General features: G+C 36.4%; 13 protein-coding genes. 2 read left to right on the top strand and 11 right to left on the bottom strand.

Features of this window, described 5'->3' with window-relative positions; genetic code table 11:
- Window positions 1–36 precede the first annotated feature (36 nt).
- Window positions 37–1,368, top strand: coding sequence for a DEAD/DEAH box helicase (locus tag JCM15579_RS07200; RefSeq protein ID WP_218186092.1), 1,332 nt, complete (start codon window positions 37–39; stop codon window positions 1,366–1,368).
- 45 nt (window positions 1,369–1,413) lie between these two features.
- On the opposite strand, the gene htpG is transcribed toward JCM15579_RS07200, so the two are convergent.
- The gene (gene htpG / locus JCM15579_RS07195) at window positions 1,414–3,465 is read right to left on the bottom strand and encodes a molecular chaperone HtpG (RefSeq protein ID WP_054717838.1); all 2,052 of its coding nucleotides are present in this window, start codon (window positions 3,463–3,465) and stop codon (window positions 1,414–1,416) included.
- Window positions 3,466–4,054: 589 nt separating this feature from the next.
- Between htpG and JCM15579_RS07190 the strand changes: the two genes are divergently transcribed.
- A complete protein-coding gene (locus JCM15579_RS07190) occupies window positions 4,055–6,685 on the top strand; it encodes a DUF5686 and carboxypeptidase regulatory-like domain-containing protein (RefSeq protein ID WP_054717836.1) in 2,631 nt (876 codons plus the stop codon).
- A 737-nt stretch (window positions 6,686–7,422) separates the two neighbouring features.
- Here the strand turns inward: JCM15579_RS07190 and JCM15579_RS07185 are convergent.
- The 10 genes from JCM15579_RS07185 to JCM15579_RS07140 all read right to left on the bottom strand — a co-directional run bounded on the left by JCM15579_RS07185 (window position 7,423) and on the right by JCM15579_RS07140 (window position 18,504).
- Window positions 7,423–8,685 carry a M28 family metallopeptidase gene (locus JCM15579_RS07185; protein ID WP_054717833.1) on the bottom strand — a complete coding sequence of 421 codons (1,263 nt, stop codon included), beginning with the start codon at window positions 8,683–8,685 and terminating at the stop codon, window positions 7,423–7,425.
- Between the two features lie 67 nt (window positions 8,686–8,752).
- Window positions 8,753–9,793, bottom strand: coding sequence for a WD40/YVTN/BNR-like repeat-containing protein (locus tag JCM15579_RS07180; RefSeq protein WP_054717830.1), 1,041 nt, complete (start codon window positions 9,791–9,793; stop codon window positions 8,753–8,755).
- A 78-nt stretch (window positions 9,794–9,871) separates the two neighbouring features.
- The gene (locus JCM15579_RS07175; protein WP_054717827.1) at window positions 9,872–11,830 is read right to left on the bottom strand and encodes a dipeptidyl-peptidase 3 family protein; all 1,959 of its coding nucleotides are present in this window, start codon (window positions 11,828–11,830) and stop codon (window positions 9,872–9,874) included.
- A gap of 38 nt (window positions 11,831–11,868) precedes the next feature.
- The gene (locus JCM15579_RS07170) at window positions 11,869–12,666 is read right to left on the bottom strand and encodes a hypothetical protein (protein ID WP_054717824.1); all 798 of its coding nucleotides are present in this window, start codon (window positions 12,664–12,666) and stop codon (window positions 11,869–11,871) included.
- Between the two features lie 2 nt (window positions 12,667–12,668).
- On the bottom strand, window positions 12,669–13,862 hold the full coding sequence (locus tag JCM15579_RS07165) for an aspartate aminotransferase family protein (RefSeq protein ID WP_245625851.1): 1,194 nt from the start codon (window positions 13,860–13,862) through the stop codon (window positions 12,669–12,671).
- A 52-nt stretch (window positions 13,863–13,914) separates the two neighbouring features.
- Window positions 13,915–14,622 carry a LytR/AlgR family response regulator transcription factor gene (locus tag JCM15579_RS07160; RefSeq protein WP_054717821.1) on the bottom strand — a complete coding sequence of 236 codons (708 nt, stop codon included), beginning with the start codon at window positions 14,620–14,622 and terminating at the stop codon, window positions 13,915–13,917.
- 198 nt (window positions 14,623–14,820) lie between these two features.
- Window positions 14,821–15,477, bottom strand: coding sequence for a TrmH family RNA methyltransferase (locus tag JCM15579_RS07155; protein WP_157471377.1), 657 nt, complete (start codon window positions 15,475–15,477; stop codon window positions 14,821–14,823).
- 70 nt (window positions 15,478–15,547) lie between these two features.
- A complete protein-coding gene (locus tag JCM15579_RS07150; RefSeq protein ID WP_054717818.1) occupies window positions 15,548–15,820 on the bottom strand; it encodes an HU family DNA-binding protein in 273 nt (90 codons plus the stop codon).
- 434 nt (window positions 15,821–16,254) lie between these two features.
- Complete coding sequence (thrC, locus tag JCM15579_RS07145) at window positions 16,255–17,547, bottom strand: threonine synthase (RefSeq protein ID WP_054717816.1); 1,293 nt, start codon at window positions 17,545–17,547, stop codon at window positions 16,255–16,257.
- A 21-nt stretch (window positions 17,548–17,568) separates the two neighbouring features.
- Window positions 17,569–18,504, bottom strand: coding sequence for a homoserine kinase (locus JCM15579_RS07140; RefSeq protein ID WP_054717967.1), 936 nt, complete (start codon window positions 18,502–18,504; stop codon window positions 17,569–17,571).
- Window positions 18,505–18,534: the final 30 nt, after the last annotated feature.

Genomic DNA, 18,534 nt, shown 5'->3' with positions numbered 1-18,534 from the left:
CTATTTTTGCGGAACTTTTTCTAAAAAATTTGAGCAATGATTTCATTTGACGATATCAAACTAAGTAAGCAAATTAGAATGGCTTTGGATGAAGCCGGATTTGAAAAACCTACAGAAATTCAACACCAAGTATTTTCTCCTGTTCGTTCAGGAAAAGATATCATTGGTATTGCGCAAACTGGTACAGGTAAAACTTTGGCTTACTTGATGCCAATATTGATGAAATTGAACTATGCAAAAGGAATGGATCCAAGAGCATTGATCGTTGTTCCTACCAGAGAGCTGGTATTACAGGTATGTGAAACTATTGAATTGTTGACTCCATACATGGATATTCGTACATTGGGCGTTTATGGTGGTGTAAATATCAATACTCAGAAAGAAAAGGTTTATGAAGGTGTAGATATTTTGGTTGCAACTCCTGGTCGTTTGATGGACATTTACATGACAAGAGTTTTGAAAATGTCTCAAGTTAGAACTTTGGTGATCGACGAAGCTGACAAAATGATGGATCTTGGATTTATGCCTCAATTGAATGCCATCTTTGATATCTTGCCAGAAAAACATCAAAATCTGTTGTTCTCTGCAACCTTTTCGGATACAGTTGCAAAAATGTCAGATGATTTCTTGTTCATGCCAGAAAGAATTGAAGTTGCTCCGCAGGCAACAACCGTAAAGAACATACAGCAAATTCAATATCATGTTCCTAATATTTTGAGTAAGGTAAACTTGTTAAAATACCTTTTAGAAGACAAAGAGGAGTTTAACAAGGTGATGGTTTTTACCGAAACCAAGAAAAATGCAGACAGAATTGTTGACAGATTGGAAGCTATTTTAGGAGAAGAGCTAAGTGTAATTCACTCCAACAAAGCTCAAAACACTCGTATTAATGCTTTGAATGCATTTAAAGAAGGTCGAGCAAGAGTAATGGTTTCTTCGGATGTGGCAGCCCGTGGTATTGATATCGAAAATGTGAGTCATGTAATCAATTTTGATATCCCTACCAATTATGTGGAGTATGTTCACCGTGTAGGTAGAACAGGTCGTGCAGAGAAAGAAGGAACCGCAATTAGCTTCGTAAACGAAGGTGAAGAGGAATTGATGGAAAAGATCGAAGATTTGATTCGCAAACCTGTTTCATTGGAATCCGTTCCTTTGGATGTTGAAATCACTTCACAACTTTTGGAAGATGAGAAAATTCAAACTCGCAATGTAAAGGTTAAGAATACCATAAGAAGAGATACCGGAGCTTTCCATCAGAAAAAAGCCAAAAACATGAAAACACCTTCGGGTTCGAAAGGCAGACAAAAGGCTATGGAAAACAAGAAGCGAAATCAGAAAAAAAGAAATAAATTAAAAAAGAAATAAAGAAAGCCCCGATTGGGGCTTTTATTTTATATATGATTCAGGTCATTACTTGATCATCTGAACGCTACGTTTCACGAATTTAGCGAGCTCCTCTCCTTTTAGCATGTTGTTGGCTAACAATGCAAGGTCGATCAATTGTTTAACCAATTGGTTGTCTTTACCAAACTCTTTCAACAAGCTTTCCTTTTCAGCATTTACCTCGGTAATTTGCTTCTGAACATCAGCCATTTTATCCTTTTCTTCCTGAGGAACTTCATCTTCTTTCTTGTCTTTCTTCAAAGCTTCCAAAGCATCTCTCTCTTCAAAAAGTGGAGTCAGTTTCGCTGAAACTTCCGTAAGCTTATCGCTTAACTTCGCATCTTTGTCTTTCAAAATGGTTCCTACCAATTCGTGATCAGTATTTACCACCAAATTATAAGAATCTGGCAATTCACCATAGAATCCCATTCCAGCATTCATGGCTGCCATATCTTTCATACGACGCATAAACTCTGCCTGAGTAATCATTAATGGTTGTGCTTCCTCACCTAAGGATTCGAAAGTTACCATATAGTTCACACCTTCGGTTGGCAATTGTGAGTTGAATACAGGAATCAAATCAGTTTTTTCTTCTTCTGATAATTTCGATTCTTTCACTTCATCTTTTTGAATCAACTTGTCCACAATATCAGAATCTACACGAACATATTTCTTGTTGGTATCTTTCTGCTCCAAGTGGTTGATGATGTGATTATCCAATTGGCTATCCATCAACAACACATCATATCCTTTTGCTTTGGCAGCCTCAATATATGAGAACTGAGCATCCTTATCGGTTGCATACAAATTGATGATATTGTTGTCTTTATCAGTTTGATTTTCCTTGATGATTGCTTCGTACTCTTCCAAAGTGAAATACTTTCCTTCGGTATTTTTGATTAGGAAGAATTTATTCGCTCTGTCGAAGAATTTCTCTTCAGTCAACATACCATACTGAACAAATAAACGAAGATCATCCCATTTGTTTTCAAACTCAGTACGATCTTTCTTGAAGATATCCATTAAGCTATCAGCAACTTTTTTGGTGATGTGATTCGAAATTTTCTTCACATTTCCATCCGACTGCAGGTATGAACGAGATACATTCAATGGAATATCTGGTGAATCAATTACACCATGTAATAAAGTCAAGAATTCAGGAACAATTCCTTCTACTGAATCAGTTACGAAAACCTGGTTGCAATACAACTGGATTTTGTTCTTCTGAATTTCTACACTATTCTTGATTTTTGGGAAGTAAAGAATACCGGTTAGGTTGAAAGGATAATCCACATTCAGGTGAATGTGGAACAATGGATCCTCGCCCATTGGGTACAACTGACGATAGAAACTGCTATAATCTTCATCTTTCAAATCAGCAGGCTTCTTGGTCCATGCAGGGTTTGTATCGTTAATTACGTTGTCCTCTTCAGTTTCTACCTGCTTGCCATCTTTCCAGTCTTTTTTCTTCCCAAAAGCAATCTCAATTGGTAAGAATTTACAGTACTTGTTCAGCAATTCCTGAATGCGGCTTTCTTCCAAGAAACCTTTCTCTTCTTCAGAAATATGCATTACAATGTCGGTACCTCTTTCTGCCTTCTCAACTTCTTCTAAAGTATACTCTGGATTCCCTTCACAACTCCATTTTACCGCTTTTGCTCCTTCTTTGTGTGAAAGAGTTACGATATCAACCTTATCTGATACCATAAATGAAGAATAGAACCCTAAACCAAAGTGACCAATGATTGCATTCGCCTGATCTTTGTATTTATCTAGGAATTCCTCAGCTCCAGAGAATGCAATTTGATTGATATATTTTTCGATCTCTTCTTGAGTCATACCAATACCACGGTCTGAAATGGTAATGGTTTTAGCTTCTTTATCAATGTTCACACGAACAGTTAGGTCACCCAATTCTCCTTTGAATTCACCAGTTGAAGCCAAAGTTTTCAACTTTTGTGTTGCATCAACTGCATTTGAAACAATCTCTCTCAAAAAGATATCGTGATCTGAATACAAGAATTTTTTAATAATCGGAAACAGATCGTTACTGGTAACTCCAATTTTTCCTGTTGACATAGTTATATTGTTTTTAAAGATTAATTTTCAATTTTACTCTTGCCTTTAGTCAAAGCTTGTGCCATTACAATAATTATGACATTAAGACAGAAAAGGTGAAAAAAATGCAGAATTCTGTCAGCTTCGTCTAATTAAAACGTGCAAAAACTTCATTTTTTCTAAGATCATCTAAAATTCATGATTGACTTTTATGAATTAAATAGCCAAACATATATTTCGGTGCGCTGTACCTCTTTCCATAATTTATTCTGATGGCTAAAAATATTTCCGATACTCTGCACCATACAAAAATTCAATTAAAAGAGATAAAATAAGCAGCAGATCTGCGCAATATTTGTAGTATTATTAAGCTAAAGTGTTTCTAGGTGCAGAGCACCGAAATCTATTATTTGTAGCAAGTTATTTCTTGTCATTACACACCAGCAAAGCTGTTAAAAAAACATAAAACTTCTTAAAGCGTTTAATAAAAAAACATACTTTTCATAAATTCACACTTTTCAATACAAATCCTATTGTTCACAATACAACAATTGAATATGTAACAAAAATAAATACAAAACCATCACACACTTATTAAACAAAGCCAAACATGACAAAAATTTACACTATCATTCTCTTCTTCCTGATTTCTTTATCGGGATATGCTCAGAAAATTAGCGGTAAGATCACAGATTTAGATGGAAAACCCATTCCATTTGCCAACATTTACATCAAGGAATTGGCAACCGGTACCACATCAAATATCGATGGGGAGTATTATATGGATCTTGCAAAAGGAACATGGAATTTACATTACAGGTACCTCGGATATCAGACCAAAGAAGTTGTTGTTAACATGACAGAAAATGACCTGAACATGGACGTTGCCCTGGCTCCTCAAACCTACCAGCTTAAAGAGGTTAAGGTGTTGGCCAGCGGCGAAGATCCTGCTTACTATGTAATGCGTAAAGCCATTGCAATGGGCGATTATTACACCAAGCAGGTTAGCGAATACAACAATATGGTTTACCTGAAAGGATCGGGAAAAGTAACCAGCGTACCCCGATTATTTAAAAAGAAACTGGCAGAAGAAGGCATTACGGAAGGAAAAACTTTCGTAACCGAAAACATTTCGAAAATTCATTTCGAATTGCCTGATAAGGTAAAAGAAGAGGTGATCTCGATACGTTCATCTGGTTTGGGCGAGCAAGCCGACCCGATGCAGTTTATTACTGCCAACTTGTACAACACCAAAGATGAAGGATTCATCTCTCCGCTCGATAAAACTGCTTTTGCGGTATATCGTTTCGAACTTGAATCGGTTTTTGAAGATCAAGGGCGAATGATCAACAAAATTAAGGTTACACCCAAAAGAAAAGGGAAAGATTTGTTTCGTGGTTACATTAATATTGCCGAAAACTACTGGAACATTCACTCTGCCGATTTAAAATTGAATTTACCAATGACCGATGTGCACATGCACCAACTGTATGCTCCGGTAAAAGAGGAGGTTTGGATGCCGGTAAGTTTCGATTTCAACATCCAATTTAAAGGCATGGGATTCGGATTGGAAGGCATGTATGTTGCCTCTATTAAGGATTACCAGATTACTCTAAATCCTGATTTGGACCATGACTATCTGAAAAAACTTGACATCTCGAAAAAGCAGGAAGAAGCACAAGTGGCAGAATTGGGCAATCAGGAATCCAAAGTCTTGTCAGTAAAAGAACAAAAGCGCAAGCAAGAAATTCAAACGCTTCTGGAGAAGGATGACATGAGCAATTCCGAAATGCGCAAACTGGCCCGTCTAATGGAAAAGGACACCGAAAAACCTAAAAAGGAAAAGGTGCGAGAGCCATTGGAAATCAAAATTGAAAAGGTGAAAATGGCCAAGGATGCCAAAGACAAAGACTCTTTGTATTGGGCAGAAATGCGTCCGATTCCTCTATCGGAAGATGAAAAAATCAGTTTCGAGAAAAAGGACTCCATGGAAATTGTTCGCAACACTCCGGAGTACAAGGACTCGGTACGAATTGCCAATCGCAAATTTAAATTCAATCACTTGCTTTTTGGTAAAACATACAAATACAAAGAATCGAACTCAAATTTCACTACTCCGGGATTGTTAAGTTTCGATAAGGTATCATACAATACTATTCAGGGATTTACCTTTAATGCTCCTTTTCGATATACCAAATCCGACACTTTAGGTCATTTGTTCACTTTAAGTCCTGAATTCACCTATGCATTTTCGAGAGAACATCTCGATTATTCCTTAAGCACATATTATCGTTACAATGGATTAAAACGATCGTACATTGGTTTTGGTTTGGGAAGCAAAGCTGTCGATTTTAATGGAAAAACAGGTGTCGATCCACTTCTTAATGCCATCAGTTCATTGTATTTTAAAGACAATTACATGAAACTGTATGATAAAAACTACATCAACATTTGGCACAATACCGATTTGGCAAATGGTTTAAGATTATCCGCTAGCGTTGAATATGCAAATCGAAAGCAGTTGTACAATAACAACTCATGGTACATTTCCAATCCTGATGATAATGAATATACCATCAATATTCCTGAAGGAGTTGATCCTTTATTGGTGCAAGACAACAAGGCATTTAGTGTCGAAGCAAAATTGGAATACACGCCACGACATAGATATTCTATCGCAAAAGGTGTAAAACGAATGACCTGGTATCACAATCAACCAACATTCGGCTTAAGATACAAACAAGCCATTAAAGATGTTTTCGATTCGGAAGCCGATTACTCCTTGCTCGAAGCCTCGATTAGACAAGAGTTTGAAACCGGATTTAATGATAGAATATCCTATAATGTGAAAGCAGGAAGCTTTCTAACTAGTGACAACATGCACTTTTCGGATTTTAAACACTTTAATACCAGCAAACCTACAGTAATGTTGGGTGGTGGTTTAAACACTTTCCGTTTGTTGGATTACTATCAGCATTCAACCACCGAAGATTATCTTGAGGCACACTTGCAATATGAGTCTGACCGATTCTTACTGAAACGCTTGCCAATTTTGAACAATTCATTGGCCATTCAGGAAAGAGTTTTTGCCAACTACCTAACACACGAAAACAAGAAAAACTATTGGGAAGTGGGTTACGGATTGTCACAAATCTTCCTATTTATGGATGTTGAAGTTGTGTGGAGCTTTGATGGCAAACATCACAGAGATACTGGGGTAAAGTTGAAATTTAATTTTTAAAAACAATTCTAGAATATCATTAAAAAACCTGCCAGTCTCGATAAATATCGAGACTGGCAGGTTTTCTTTTATGCCACACCGTACAGACGTAGCATGCTACGTCTCTACCCAAATAACAAATTGCCAACAGAATTTCCTTCTCACTATCTGTCGAGAGCTCTTTTCCATTGAAATTTTCCCCTCTCCGCTCGTCGAGAGCATTTTTCCGTGTGGAATTTGACAACTCCACTCGTCGAGAGCATTTTTCCGCGTGGATTTTCACAACTCCACCTGTCGAGAGTGTTTTTCCATGAGAATTTTGACTACTCCACTCGTCGGGAGAATTTTGCCAAAAGAAATTTCCACACTCTACTCATTTTACCCACATTACCCATTAATTATAAATCTTCTCTACAATAAAAATTTCATAAAAAAGAGCCCTCGCCATTAGCAAAAGCCCTTTGTGTTTCTTTGTGAAATCCTTCGTTTTCCTTTGTGGTAAAATTTTGTTTTTCTGATGTAATATTGATACCCTCACTTGGAGTGAGAGCATCAAGCTTTTATTTTAATAATGGTTTATAAAATAATATAACACCAAGATAATAAGCAAACTTTTAACCCCAAACCAAGAATTATCATCTTCATAAATACTTTTAAGAGATGGTGGTTTTTTCCATTCTATCAGGCCGATTACCAATATAGAAATATACCTAATAAAAGTGCCAATAATATGTACTGAATATAAATGCATTCGATACTTATTTCATTTCCGTATAATCTCTTACCAGCTTAAAGATTCCTTCGAATTGCTTGTATGATAATTTATCTGCAGTATCAGTAGTTTCGTGGTAATCGGCATTATCACTATGGGTATAGAAAAACACAGCCTTTACGCCTTTGTCGTGAAATGATGCATGATCAGATGAAGAAGATTCTCCTGTTGGATACATTTTAAATACATAGTCCTTTTCCTTATTAATGGCGTTGATCTTTTCCATTTCACCAGGTACACTTTTGCCATTAATCACAAAGATGCCCTTCTCTCCTGTTGCCACCATATCGAAGTTTAAAACCATTTTGGTTTGCTCCAATGGGAACAGTGGATGTTCTACGTAATGCTTCGATCCCAATAAACCGGCTTCTTCGGCACTAAACAATGCGAAAACCAGAGTATAATGTGGCTTCTTCTTTTGGGCTTTAAAATATTTCGCCAAGTTCATTACCATGGCAACACCGCTTGCATTATCGTTTGCGCCTGGATACATGTTATCTCCGTAATATCCTAAATGATCGTAGTGAGCCGTAAACAAAACGCAAGTATCTGTTTTGCCGGGAATGTATCCCACCAAATTCTGTGTTTTGTAATCTTCAATAAACTCGCTCTGAATATCGTACTGAATGGTTTTTACTTGTGGGTTAATTACATCTGTTTTAACCAGTAAAGTGGTAAAATCAACCAACTTGTTCTTTGCAGAATATTTTAATTTGTCATTGATCAGAACCATTCCCTTTGCATCGAAAACATTCTTTTTCATCATGGCCTGTGCAAAGTCGTACAATTCAGGATTGTTCAAACCTGTTGAATCAATTGCTAAGAATGAATTGGAATGGTCTTTCTTCATAAACGTACCCAAAGCATACGAGTTGGTAAGGATATCCTTAGTAATCCAGGTAAGTTTGGCTTCACCTTTTCCTGGTTTTGCATTCGGATTCACTACATATTCACTTGCTGGCTTTAATTCCTTTCCATCAAGAGCCAATTTGGTGTTTTTTGCAAAAGTATTTACCGAAATTGAATAGGACTGATAATAATTTTCGGTAAGAGATTTCAACTTAATACTTTTCATTTCCTTAGAAAGATATGCCGCAGCAATACTATCGCCCTTCTTCACATATCCACGTCCATGAAATTCTTTAGAGCTTAATTTTTCTACCAGCTTTTTGGTGTAATCCATGTCCTGAGCAAAGCCAGTACATGACAACATTAGGCCCGCAATTGCAAGTATAAATTTTTTGTTCATTATAATTTGTTTTGGTCTTATTGTAAGTGAAGCAAAACCAGATGGGTTTGCTTACACGATTGTCCTGTTATTTTTTCTTCAAATAAAACTTTACAACACTGCCTTTTCCGCCAGCCAAATAACCTGTTTTACTTTTGGCATCATAATCGAAAGTATGAAATGGTCTGTTGTCAACCTCGGTCCAATTTTCTCCATCATCAATCGATAGTGCAGTACCACTTGGTCCGGTAGCCATCCAAACATGGGTATCCAATTGTTTCACACACTCTTTAAATGCCAATTTTTCCGCTCCCAGTGCCAACTTCCAGCTTTTCCCTGAATCCTTCGAAACAATTACATTTCTCTTGCAATCTTCAATCTTCTTATAGTTACCTCCAACCGAAATGGCTTTGTTCTTGTCATTTATATAGAAAGAGTAGATTCCTTCTGTTGATGTCCCTTGTATAATTGGCGTTTCATTCACCTCCCAATTCTTTCCCTTATCGGCCGAATAAAAAATTCTTGAGTGCAATCCTCCTGTTGCAATCCATACCTCAGCATCTCCACGTGTAATGATTCCTGTACCGCTGGCAGCAAAAGCATATTCTCCCTCCAGTAAATCAGGAATTTCATTAGGCATCAACCTCTCCCAAGATTCTCCTCCATTATTCGTAATCAGCACATATGGTTTTTCATCGATGGCATCGCTGGTTAAGATTCCATCCTTTTCATTCCAAAAATCAATTCCATTGTAGAAAGCTTTTTCATGCTTATTCTGGGTAGTCATTTTCCAGTTTTTACCTCCATCCTTGGTAATATAGATTCTGGAATCCTTACCATTTCCACAGCTCATAAGTACAATGTGATTCTGGCTAAACATGTGCAAATCTCTAAAATCCAATTTTTCAGCACCAGGCACGATTGCTTTCTGCCAGCTTTGTCCACCATTATTTGTGTAGCAATAATTTCCATTGGTACCTCCAATCCAAATGCATGAATCATCATATACCTGAATTGATCGGAATGTGGAAGTGGATGGTACTTTTTGATCTTGAAATTCTACAAAATGTTTTTGTGAGAATGCTTGTAAGGAAAGCGTCAGTAATATTAGAGTCAGAGTTTTTTTCATAGATCATAAAATTACAAAAAAAAAGAGGTCGCTCCGACCTCTTTTTATTATCAATTTTCTAAATAACTTTAGCTCAGCTTAATTAATGTTTGGCAAGAAAGAATACTTTTCACTGTATTCTAACATTTGTTCCATAAAATCCATAGGATAGGATATCTCCACATCAGCAATCTCATCATTTTCAATGATTGGATGATAATTAGGATTGATGAAACCAGCATAAGCTGCAAGACTCAATTTTTCGAACCTCTCTTTCACCTCTTGGTGTAGCTCTTCATCCACTTTAACTCCGTAATTCTCAACCAAAGCCTTTCCTGCTTCAAAATCACCTTCTGATTTGATTCTTTGCACTTCGGCAAGCAACTCTCCAAATAGCTCTCTCAGTTTTTCGTAATCTTTCACCACAAAGAAAGTTTTGTCTTCCTTCTTCACTTTCTCAATTACATGCTCGCCCCTTTCAAATACCCATTTTGCAATCAATTGTCTGTTTCGCATGTGCGATTCCTCAATATCTTTACCCAGTTCTATACGGGTAAGTTGAGTCAACAATCCGTTGCGGATATAACCATCATACTCAGCTTTTGCAACATCCAAACTTGGCATCAAACCGATTTCAACCATTTTCGGATCCATCATATAGTACAGTGCAAACAAATCGGCTCTTGCCTCTTCTAGTGTAGAGTGATAATTCTTTAAGGCATCCATGCCAACACCTGGCAACAATTGTCCCGATCCATGCCCCAAACACTCATGCAAATCGGTATGCAAATTTCCGCCTAAGTAGCCATGCTCTTTCGCTCTTGCAACTTCCTCATCGCTATAAGCAAACTCTTCCAACATTCCACTTTTCAGCGACGATTGATGATAGGCATGTGTAATGTTATCGATGGTTACGGATTTACTTCCGTGCTCTTTTCTAATCCATTCGGCATTTGGCAAGTTAATTCCAATAGGCGTAGCCGGATGACAATCCCCACCCAACATGGCAACTGTAATTACTTTGGCACTCACACCTTTTACTTCATCCTTCTTAAACCTCTCATCAACAGGAGAATTATCCTCGAACCACTGAGCATTATTGGAGATAATTTCGGTTCGCTTGGTTGCTTCAATATCTTTAAAGTTAACCACCGATTCCCAGCTTGCTTTAAAGGCTAGTGCATCACCATAAACTTCGATAAATCCGTTTACCACATCTACATGAGCATCCAAATCCTTCACCCAAAGAATAGAATATTCGTCGAATATTTTTAAATCGCCTGTTCTATAAAAATCAACCAATTTTATTAATGATTCTTTCTGAAGATCACTATCGGCAACCTCTATCGCTTTCTCTAACCAGAAAACTACTTTCTCAATTGCAGGAGAATACATTCCTCCAAGCTTCCAGATTTTTTCAATTAATTGGCCATTTTCTTTGGTCAACTTCGAATTTAAACCAATGGACAGAGGTCTCTCAGTATCACCCTTATCTGCGTTAGAGTAGAATTCTTCTACCTCTTTTTGAGTAACTCCTTCATAGTAATTGTTCGCCGAATCGGCAATTAAATCCAAATCAGGATTTAATACAACTCTTTTTGCCTCAGTGTTTTCCTCAAAAATTACCGGCACCAATTGATTCATTAGATCTATAACCTCTTCTTTATCACCCAATGGCAATAAATCAGAATTGGTATTTGCCAGCAAGTCACCAAAATACTCCTCATCGAAATCTGGCAGAAACTTATCCATCGAATAATGATGATGAATACCATTGGAGAACCACACTCTTTTTGTGTAAACCAAAAAATTCTTAAAATCTTCCGACTCTCTATCTCCATCGTACGATTTTACAATTGCTTCTAAAGTTCTTCTTATCCTTAAGTTGTACTTGTTATTCTGATCGAATAGAATATCACGACCGCACCTTGCAGCTTCAGCTAGAAAGTAAATCAGCTTTTTTTGCTGCAAACTTAAATCTCCAAAGCCAGGTACCTGATATCTTAATATTTTAATGTCGGCAAATTGTTCCGTCTGATATTTAAATGTATCGCTCATAAATTATACCTTTTTATAAACAGATTTTCTTATTGATATTACTTGTTTCTAACATCTACATCCTCCTGTAAAACCCAAATTCCCTTCTTCAATTGCAAAGCATCATGGGTAAAATCAGGACCATAATATTCAAATTGGTTTGCGAATTGAGGCTTGGAAGGCGACAAATGATCGAACACCAACCTCTTTTCTTTTTCCTGATAATTGATACTCATTCGTGCTTGCTTTGCATATTCAAAAACCACACGATTCAGATGTTTTCCCCTCCAAGAAATCACAGGTTTTCCGAACTCTATCCCTGTCTTTTCAAAACTTAGCACCTCTATCACTTTCTTATTGGTTGAAACATTGTTTCCATCCCATCCCAATAGCAAATAGCTTGCACTACCTTTCGATTTGAATGGAATAATCTTATAATATAACGCTCCAGGCCAATTTTCTGGTTGATATCTTGAAAACATATCTGCATCAATTTTATCAGAAAGAAGTTTCACCTTCACTTTAGATTTCTCCTTGTATTGAAGTATTCCAAAATACTTATAGCTTCCATCAGAGAGCACACAGTTCCAATTGTAAATTCTAAATCTAAGATCTGGTGATGTAATTTTTCCCATTCGATTGAGTTTAGAAAAAGAATAATCGAAACTCTCCTTTTGAAGCAAAACCCGTTGAAATGAATCTTCAATTTTCTTACAGATTACAAGTTTTAACGAATCTTTGTCAGCTTGAACCAATTGTTCAAAATCACCTGCAATTTCATTCTCTACTTCCGATAATTGCGCATTGGCACCAAAGACCATGCACAATAGAATTATTACAACACCAATAAACCTCATGCTTATTTATTTACTTTATCCATTGCCTGAATCAGAAGATCAGAAGCGTGTCGAATTTCCTCATCGGTAATATTTAATGGAGGTGCAATGCGGTAAGCATTATCACAAAAAAGGAAAGCATCCATCACCACACCTAGTTCATGTGCTTCTTTCATGATCTTCAACATGATTTCTTTCGACTCCACAACAACTGCAACAAAAAGTCCCAGTTGACGAAATCCTTTCACCAACGGATGATCTTTTAAAAGTTCAACAAACAGCTCTCCTTTACGTTGAACATCTTCAACAATATTTTCTTCCAAAAGAACCTCTAATGAAGCTTTGGCTGCTGCACAACAAACCGGATGACCTCCAAAAGTTGTGATATGTCCTAGCATTGGATTGGTTTTGAATGAATCCAAAATTTTCTTGTCCGAAATAAAGGCACCAACTGGCATTCCTCCACCCATTGCTTTTGCCAAGCACAAAATATCAGGCACAACATCGAAATGTTCGAATGCAAATAGTTTTCCAGTTCTTCCGAACCCCATTTGTACCTCATCAAAAATCAACAAAGCTCCTTTCTCAGTGCAACGCGCTCTTAAAGTCTGAATGTATTCTTTCGAAGGAATAATCATTCCGCCTTCCGATTGAATTGGTTCCAGAATTACACAAGCAGTCTTCTCCGTGATTTGTTCCAAATCGCCTTCATTTCCGAACTCAATCATTCTTACATCAGGAAGCAATGGACGGAATGAATTTTTCATTTCCTCATCGCAAAGCACACTTAATGCTCCGTGTGTACTTCCATGATATGCTCTTGTAAAGTGAATAATTTCGGATCTTCCAGTATATCTTTTTGCTAATTTAAGTGCTCCTTCATTCGCTTCACTTCCTGAGTTCACGAAATAAACTGAATTTAAGCTTTCCGGAAGATTATCGGATAGCAATTTGGCAAGTTGCACCTGCGGCGTTTCGATAAATTCTCCATACACCATCAAATGCATGTATTTATCTACTTGATCCTTTATGGCTTGTTTTACCTTTGGATGTCCATGCCCCAGGTTACTAACAGAAACGCCCGAAACGAGATCCAAATATGGTTTCCCGCTCGGGTCGTACATATATATACCTTCTGCTCTTTCTATCTCCAATGCGATTGGAAAATCAGAAGTTGTAGCTACGTGTTGTAGAAATAATTGTCTATTGGTAATCATATACAGAATTTTATTGAATACAAAATTCAAAAAAATCCTGCTATAAAGAAAACTATCGAGTCATTAAATTAATATCACCCATTAATTTATCACGGTACGATTTTCCAATTGGAATTGATTTTGGTCCTCCATCAGTATTTATTATTACTGAATTATCCTCAATCATTTCAATCTTACTTAGATTTACAATGTAAGAACGATGTATTCTTGAGAAACGTGCCGCTGGCATTTTTTCTTCAATAGCCTTCATTGTAAAATGAATGGTATACTTTTCCTGATAGGTATTCACCACAACATAATTCTCCAATGCTTCAATCCAAAGAATGTCATCGTAATTTAAACGAACAAGAGATGAGTTGCTCTTAATAAAGATTTCATTCTTATCTTGAATGAATCCTTCGCTATTTTTATATCGTTTATGAGCCTTGCTAACTGCTTTAAAAAATCTACTGTAACTAATAGGTTTTAATAAATAGTCCGTTACATCATACTCAAAAGCTTCAAGAGCATATTGCTCTTTGGAAGAAATAATAATAATTTGAGGAGTTGTGATAAGGCTGTTTAAAAATTCCATTCCACTCATTTCCGGCATTTCAATATCCAAAAAGATTAAGTCTACCGGCTCATTCTTCTTAATATTGTTAATGGCATCAATTGCACTTGGGTAGGATGCTCCAAATGTTAGGAAATCGGTTCTCTCAATATAACTCTCAACAACTTTTCTAGAAAGCTTATCATCGTCAATTACAACACAATTCATATAGTGGTATTATTTAAATATCAGGAATTAGCGAATAAATTTTATTTATCTACTCTTATAATGTCTTCATCAAAAATAATAATCTTTTTACCATTTCCGAAATATTTGATGAAAATATTAATGGTCTAAATACACAGCTTTTAGAGTCTTTTAATTATTATCATTTTCAGTCGATTCCCCAACGTCTGAATTGCTCTTCTAACAGTTTATCTCCTCTTCTAACTGATTTTTTAGCCAATCCAACTTAAGCTCTAATTTTTCTTGTTCAGATAACTGCCAATTTACCTTAGTTCTGCGCACTTCCGTCGCCAAATGATTTAACACAAGTGCCGCTGAAACAGAAATATTAAAACTCTCGGTAAAACCATACATTGGAATTTTAACAAACTCATCAGCGTGATCCATAACCACATCCGACAAACCAGTAAGTTCTGTTCCAAAGAAAAATACTGATTTACCCTTTGACAAATCAAAATCTGGCAAAAGAACATCCTTAGTGTGAGGTGTAGTGGCAACAATTCTATAACCTTTCTCTTTCAACGATTTTATGGTATCAAGCGTATTGTCCTTGTTTTTGTTGTACCGATACAAGTCCACCCATTTTGAAGCTCCCATAACAACATCTGGATTTATGTTATATTCGTTTGAATTTTCTATTACATGCAAATCCTGAATGCCAAAACAATCACATGATCGAATTACAGCACTGGCATTTTGCGGTTGAAAAATATTTTCCAGTGCCACAGTAATATACCTTGTGCGGTTGTCCACATTTTCATTTATCAGATTTTTACGTTTTTCTGTTGCAAATTCTTCCAGAAATTGAATAGATCTGACTAGTAAATCTTTTTCCATCTTTAAAATTTGTGGTATAAAAAAAGGAGGTATTTTCTACCCCCCTAATTTCTTATGACTTACAATATATTTATTGTACTGAGTCTGCTAATTCTGAACCAGCCTTAAATTTAATAACCTTTTTTGCAGGGATATTGATTGGCTTACCAGTTTGTGGGTTTCTACCAGTTCTAGCGTCACGCTTAGATACAGAGAATGAACCGAATCCAACAAGAGCTACTCTATCATCACCTTTTAATGCTTCAGTAGTAGTTTCAATGAAAGCGTCTAATGCTTTTTTAGAATCCGCTTTAGTTAAACCAGCCTTGCTAGCAATTGCATCAATTAATTGAGCTTTGTTCATAACTTTATAAAATTTTAGGGTTAAAAAATGCTTTTAAATTTGATTTCTATACAAATATAAAGGATTTCTGGACGTTTGCAAATTTCAGTTAGGAAAAAATAAGAAAATTCATCTTTTTAAAATCAAAACATAATAAACAAACAATAATTTTTAAATCGTACTGAATATAACATATACAGCATCTATTATTAAATCATAAAACTATTTAGCCTAGATTTTAATTTAACCAAATTCTATTTACGAAAAGCCTTTATAAAAATCAAACATTTAAACAAACCCTACAACACACCTTTCCTTAAGCCTTTATCTTCTGAAAGATAAGATAAATTCACAATCTCTTAATATTTTCCTCAACACTTTAAACACTTAATTCCCAAGCTATTTAAACTCACAAAAAAACCAAGCCTTTTGGCCTGGTTTAATCTGATCAATTTTTATCTCAATAGATAATTTTTAAACACCTGATATTCTTTTCCGATAACAACACATTTTTTTTCTTTTTTTAAACATTCTTGCAAATAATTGGGTATTTCCACCTCTTTTTCGATTACTTTCTCAACAATGTCTTTAAACTTAGCAGGATGTGCGGTTTCTAAAAATATCCCAACTTGTTTTTCTCTATTAAGGTATTTGTTAAGTCCCATATAGCCAACGGCACCATGAGGATCTAAAATATACGACTCACGCTCATAAACTTCTTTCATAACAGCTTTGGTTTCATCATCGGAATACCATGCTCCATTTATATCTTTAATTACATCAGAGTAATTCTCTTTGTAAATTTCCATCATACGCGAAAAGTTACTAGGAGCTCCAACATCCATGGCATTAGAAATGGTTTGAACCGATGGTTTTGGCTGATATTTTCCACTATCCAAATAGTCTGGCACAATCTTGTTTCTATTTGCAGCTGCAACAAATTTATGAATTGGTAATCCCATTTGTTTTGCCAGCAATCCTCCTGTTAGGTTGCCGTAATTTCCACTAGGCACTGAAACAATTACTTCCTTATTTTTTTCTTGCAATTGAGCCCACGCATAGAAATAATAGAAACTCTGAGGCAACAAACGTGCAATGTTAATAGAATTGGCAGAGGTTAGCTTGTATTTTGTATTCAACTCGTCATCTGCGAAAGCATCCTTAACCAAAGCCTGACAATCGTCGAATGTTCCTTCCACTTCAAGAGCTGTAATATTTTGCCCCATGGTGGTAAGCTGCTGCTCTTGAATGTGACTCACCTTCCCTTTTGGATAAAGAATAATCACATTCACTCCCTCAACTCCCAAAAATCCATTGGCAACAGCACTTCCTGTATCACCTGAAGTTGCAACCAGTATGGTTAGCTCTCTTTTACTCTCCTTTGCAAAAGCGCTAAGGCAACGACTCATGAATCGTGCTCCTACATCCTTAAATGCACAAGTTGGACCATGAAATAACTCTAAGCCATACACTCCTTCTTCTACCTTAACCAAAGGAATCGGAAAATTGAATACTTCTTCGCAAATATTTTTGAGTTCCTTTTCTTTGATGTCTTCCCCTACAAAATGTTTGGCCACTTCAAATCCTATTTCTGCAAGACTTTTATTAGGTAATTCATTAAAAAACTGATCGCTCAGTTTTGGAATATTAACAGGGAAAAACAATCCTTTATCGGGAGCTAATCCTTTTACAACAGCCTCTTTAAAACTGTAACGCAGTTCTTTATTATTGGTACTGAAATACTTCATTATCATTCAATGTTTTTCTGGTTATAAGATTTTAACTCCTCCCTCACTCACTTTCGACACATAAATCTTATAGTCCAATTCTGTTCTTCTGAATACAGTATCCATAGCACCAGCAATTACATCTGCTGTTTCTCTTCCATTTGCCAATGCAAATACCGATGGTCCCGAACCAGAAATACTACAACCTAAAGCTCCTGCTTCCATCACCGATAGTTTCAGTTCATCAAACTCAGGAATCAAAACTTTTCTTTGTGGTTCAATAATATGATCTTCCAGTGATCGACCTATTAGCTCATAATTTGAAGTATAAAGGCCAGACATCAAACCTGCAACATTTCCCCACTGACGAATGGCCTTTTTCAGAGGGATTTCAGGAGAAAGAAGCTCTCTTGATTCTTTGGTTTTAATTTCAATTTGCGGATGAATGACCACACACCATAGATCTTTTGGTGGCTCAATATGAATAACATCCAATGGGTTATATCCTCGAATCAAACAAAAACCTCCCAACGTAGCTGGAGCAACATTATCGGCATGAATATCTCCTGAAGCAACCTCTTCACCTTTCATGGCAAAATCTACCAATTGCATTCTCGAATAGGGTCTCCCCAATAATTCATTGGCCGCAACAACAGCTCCAGCAGCACTTGCAGCACTTGAACCAATACCACTTCCAGGTTTTATATTCTTTACAATCTCAACATCAAATCCCTGATCACTTCCCAGATCATCCAACAATGCTTGAATGGCTACTCCTGCAACATTTTTCTTTGGGTCGGTTGGCAAGCTCTCATATCCATTCACAGGATTGATCCTGATCTCATTTTCATCATTCTTTTTAAGAATCATTTCATCACCAACTCCATCAATGGCAAATCCCAATATATCGAAACCACACCCTACATTTGAAACACTTCCGGGTGCAAACACTTTAACTTCTTCTGACATCTTATTCATTTTTTTACTATTGTCTTGTATACAATAGTT

This window comes from Marinifilum fragile JCM 15579 (assembly GCF_001310955.1).
GTDB classification, from domain to species: Bacteria; Bacteroidota; Bacteroidia; order Bacteroidales; family Marinifilaceae; genus Marinifilum; species Marinifilum fragile.
Note: the sequence above shows the minus strand (reverse complement) of the source record. Positions and strands in the feature narration are given on the sequence as shown.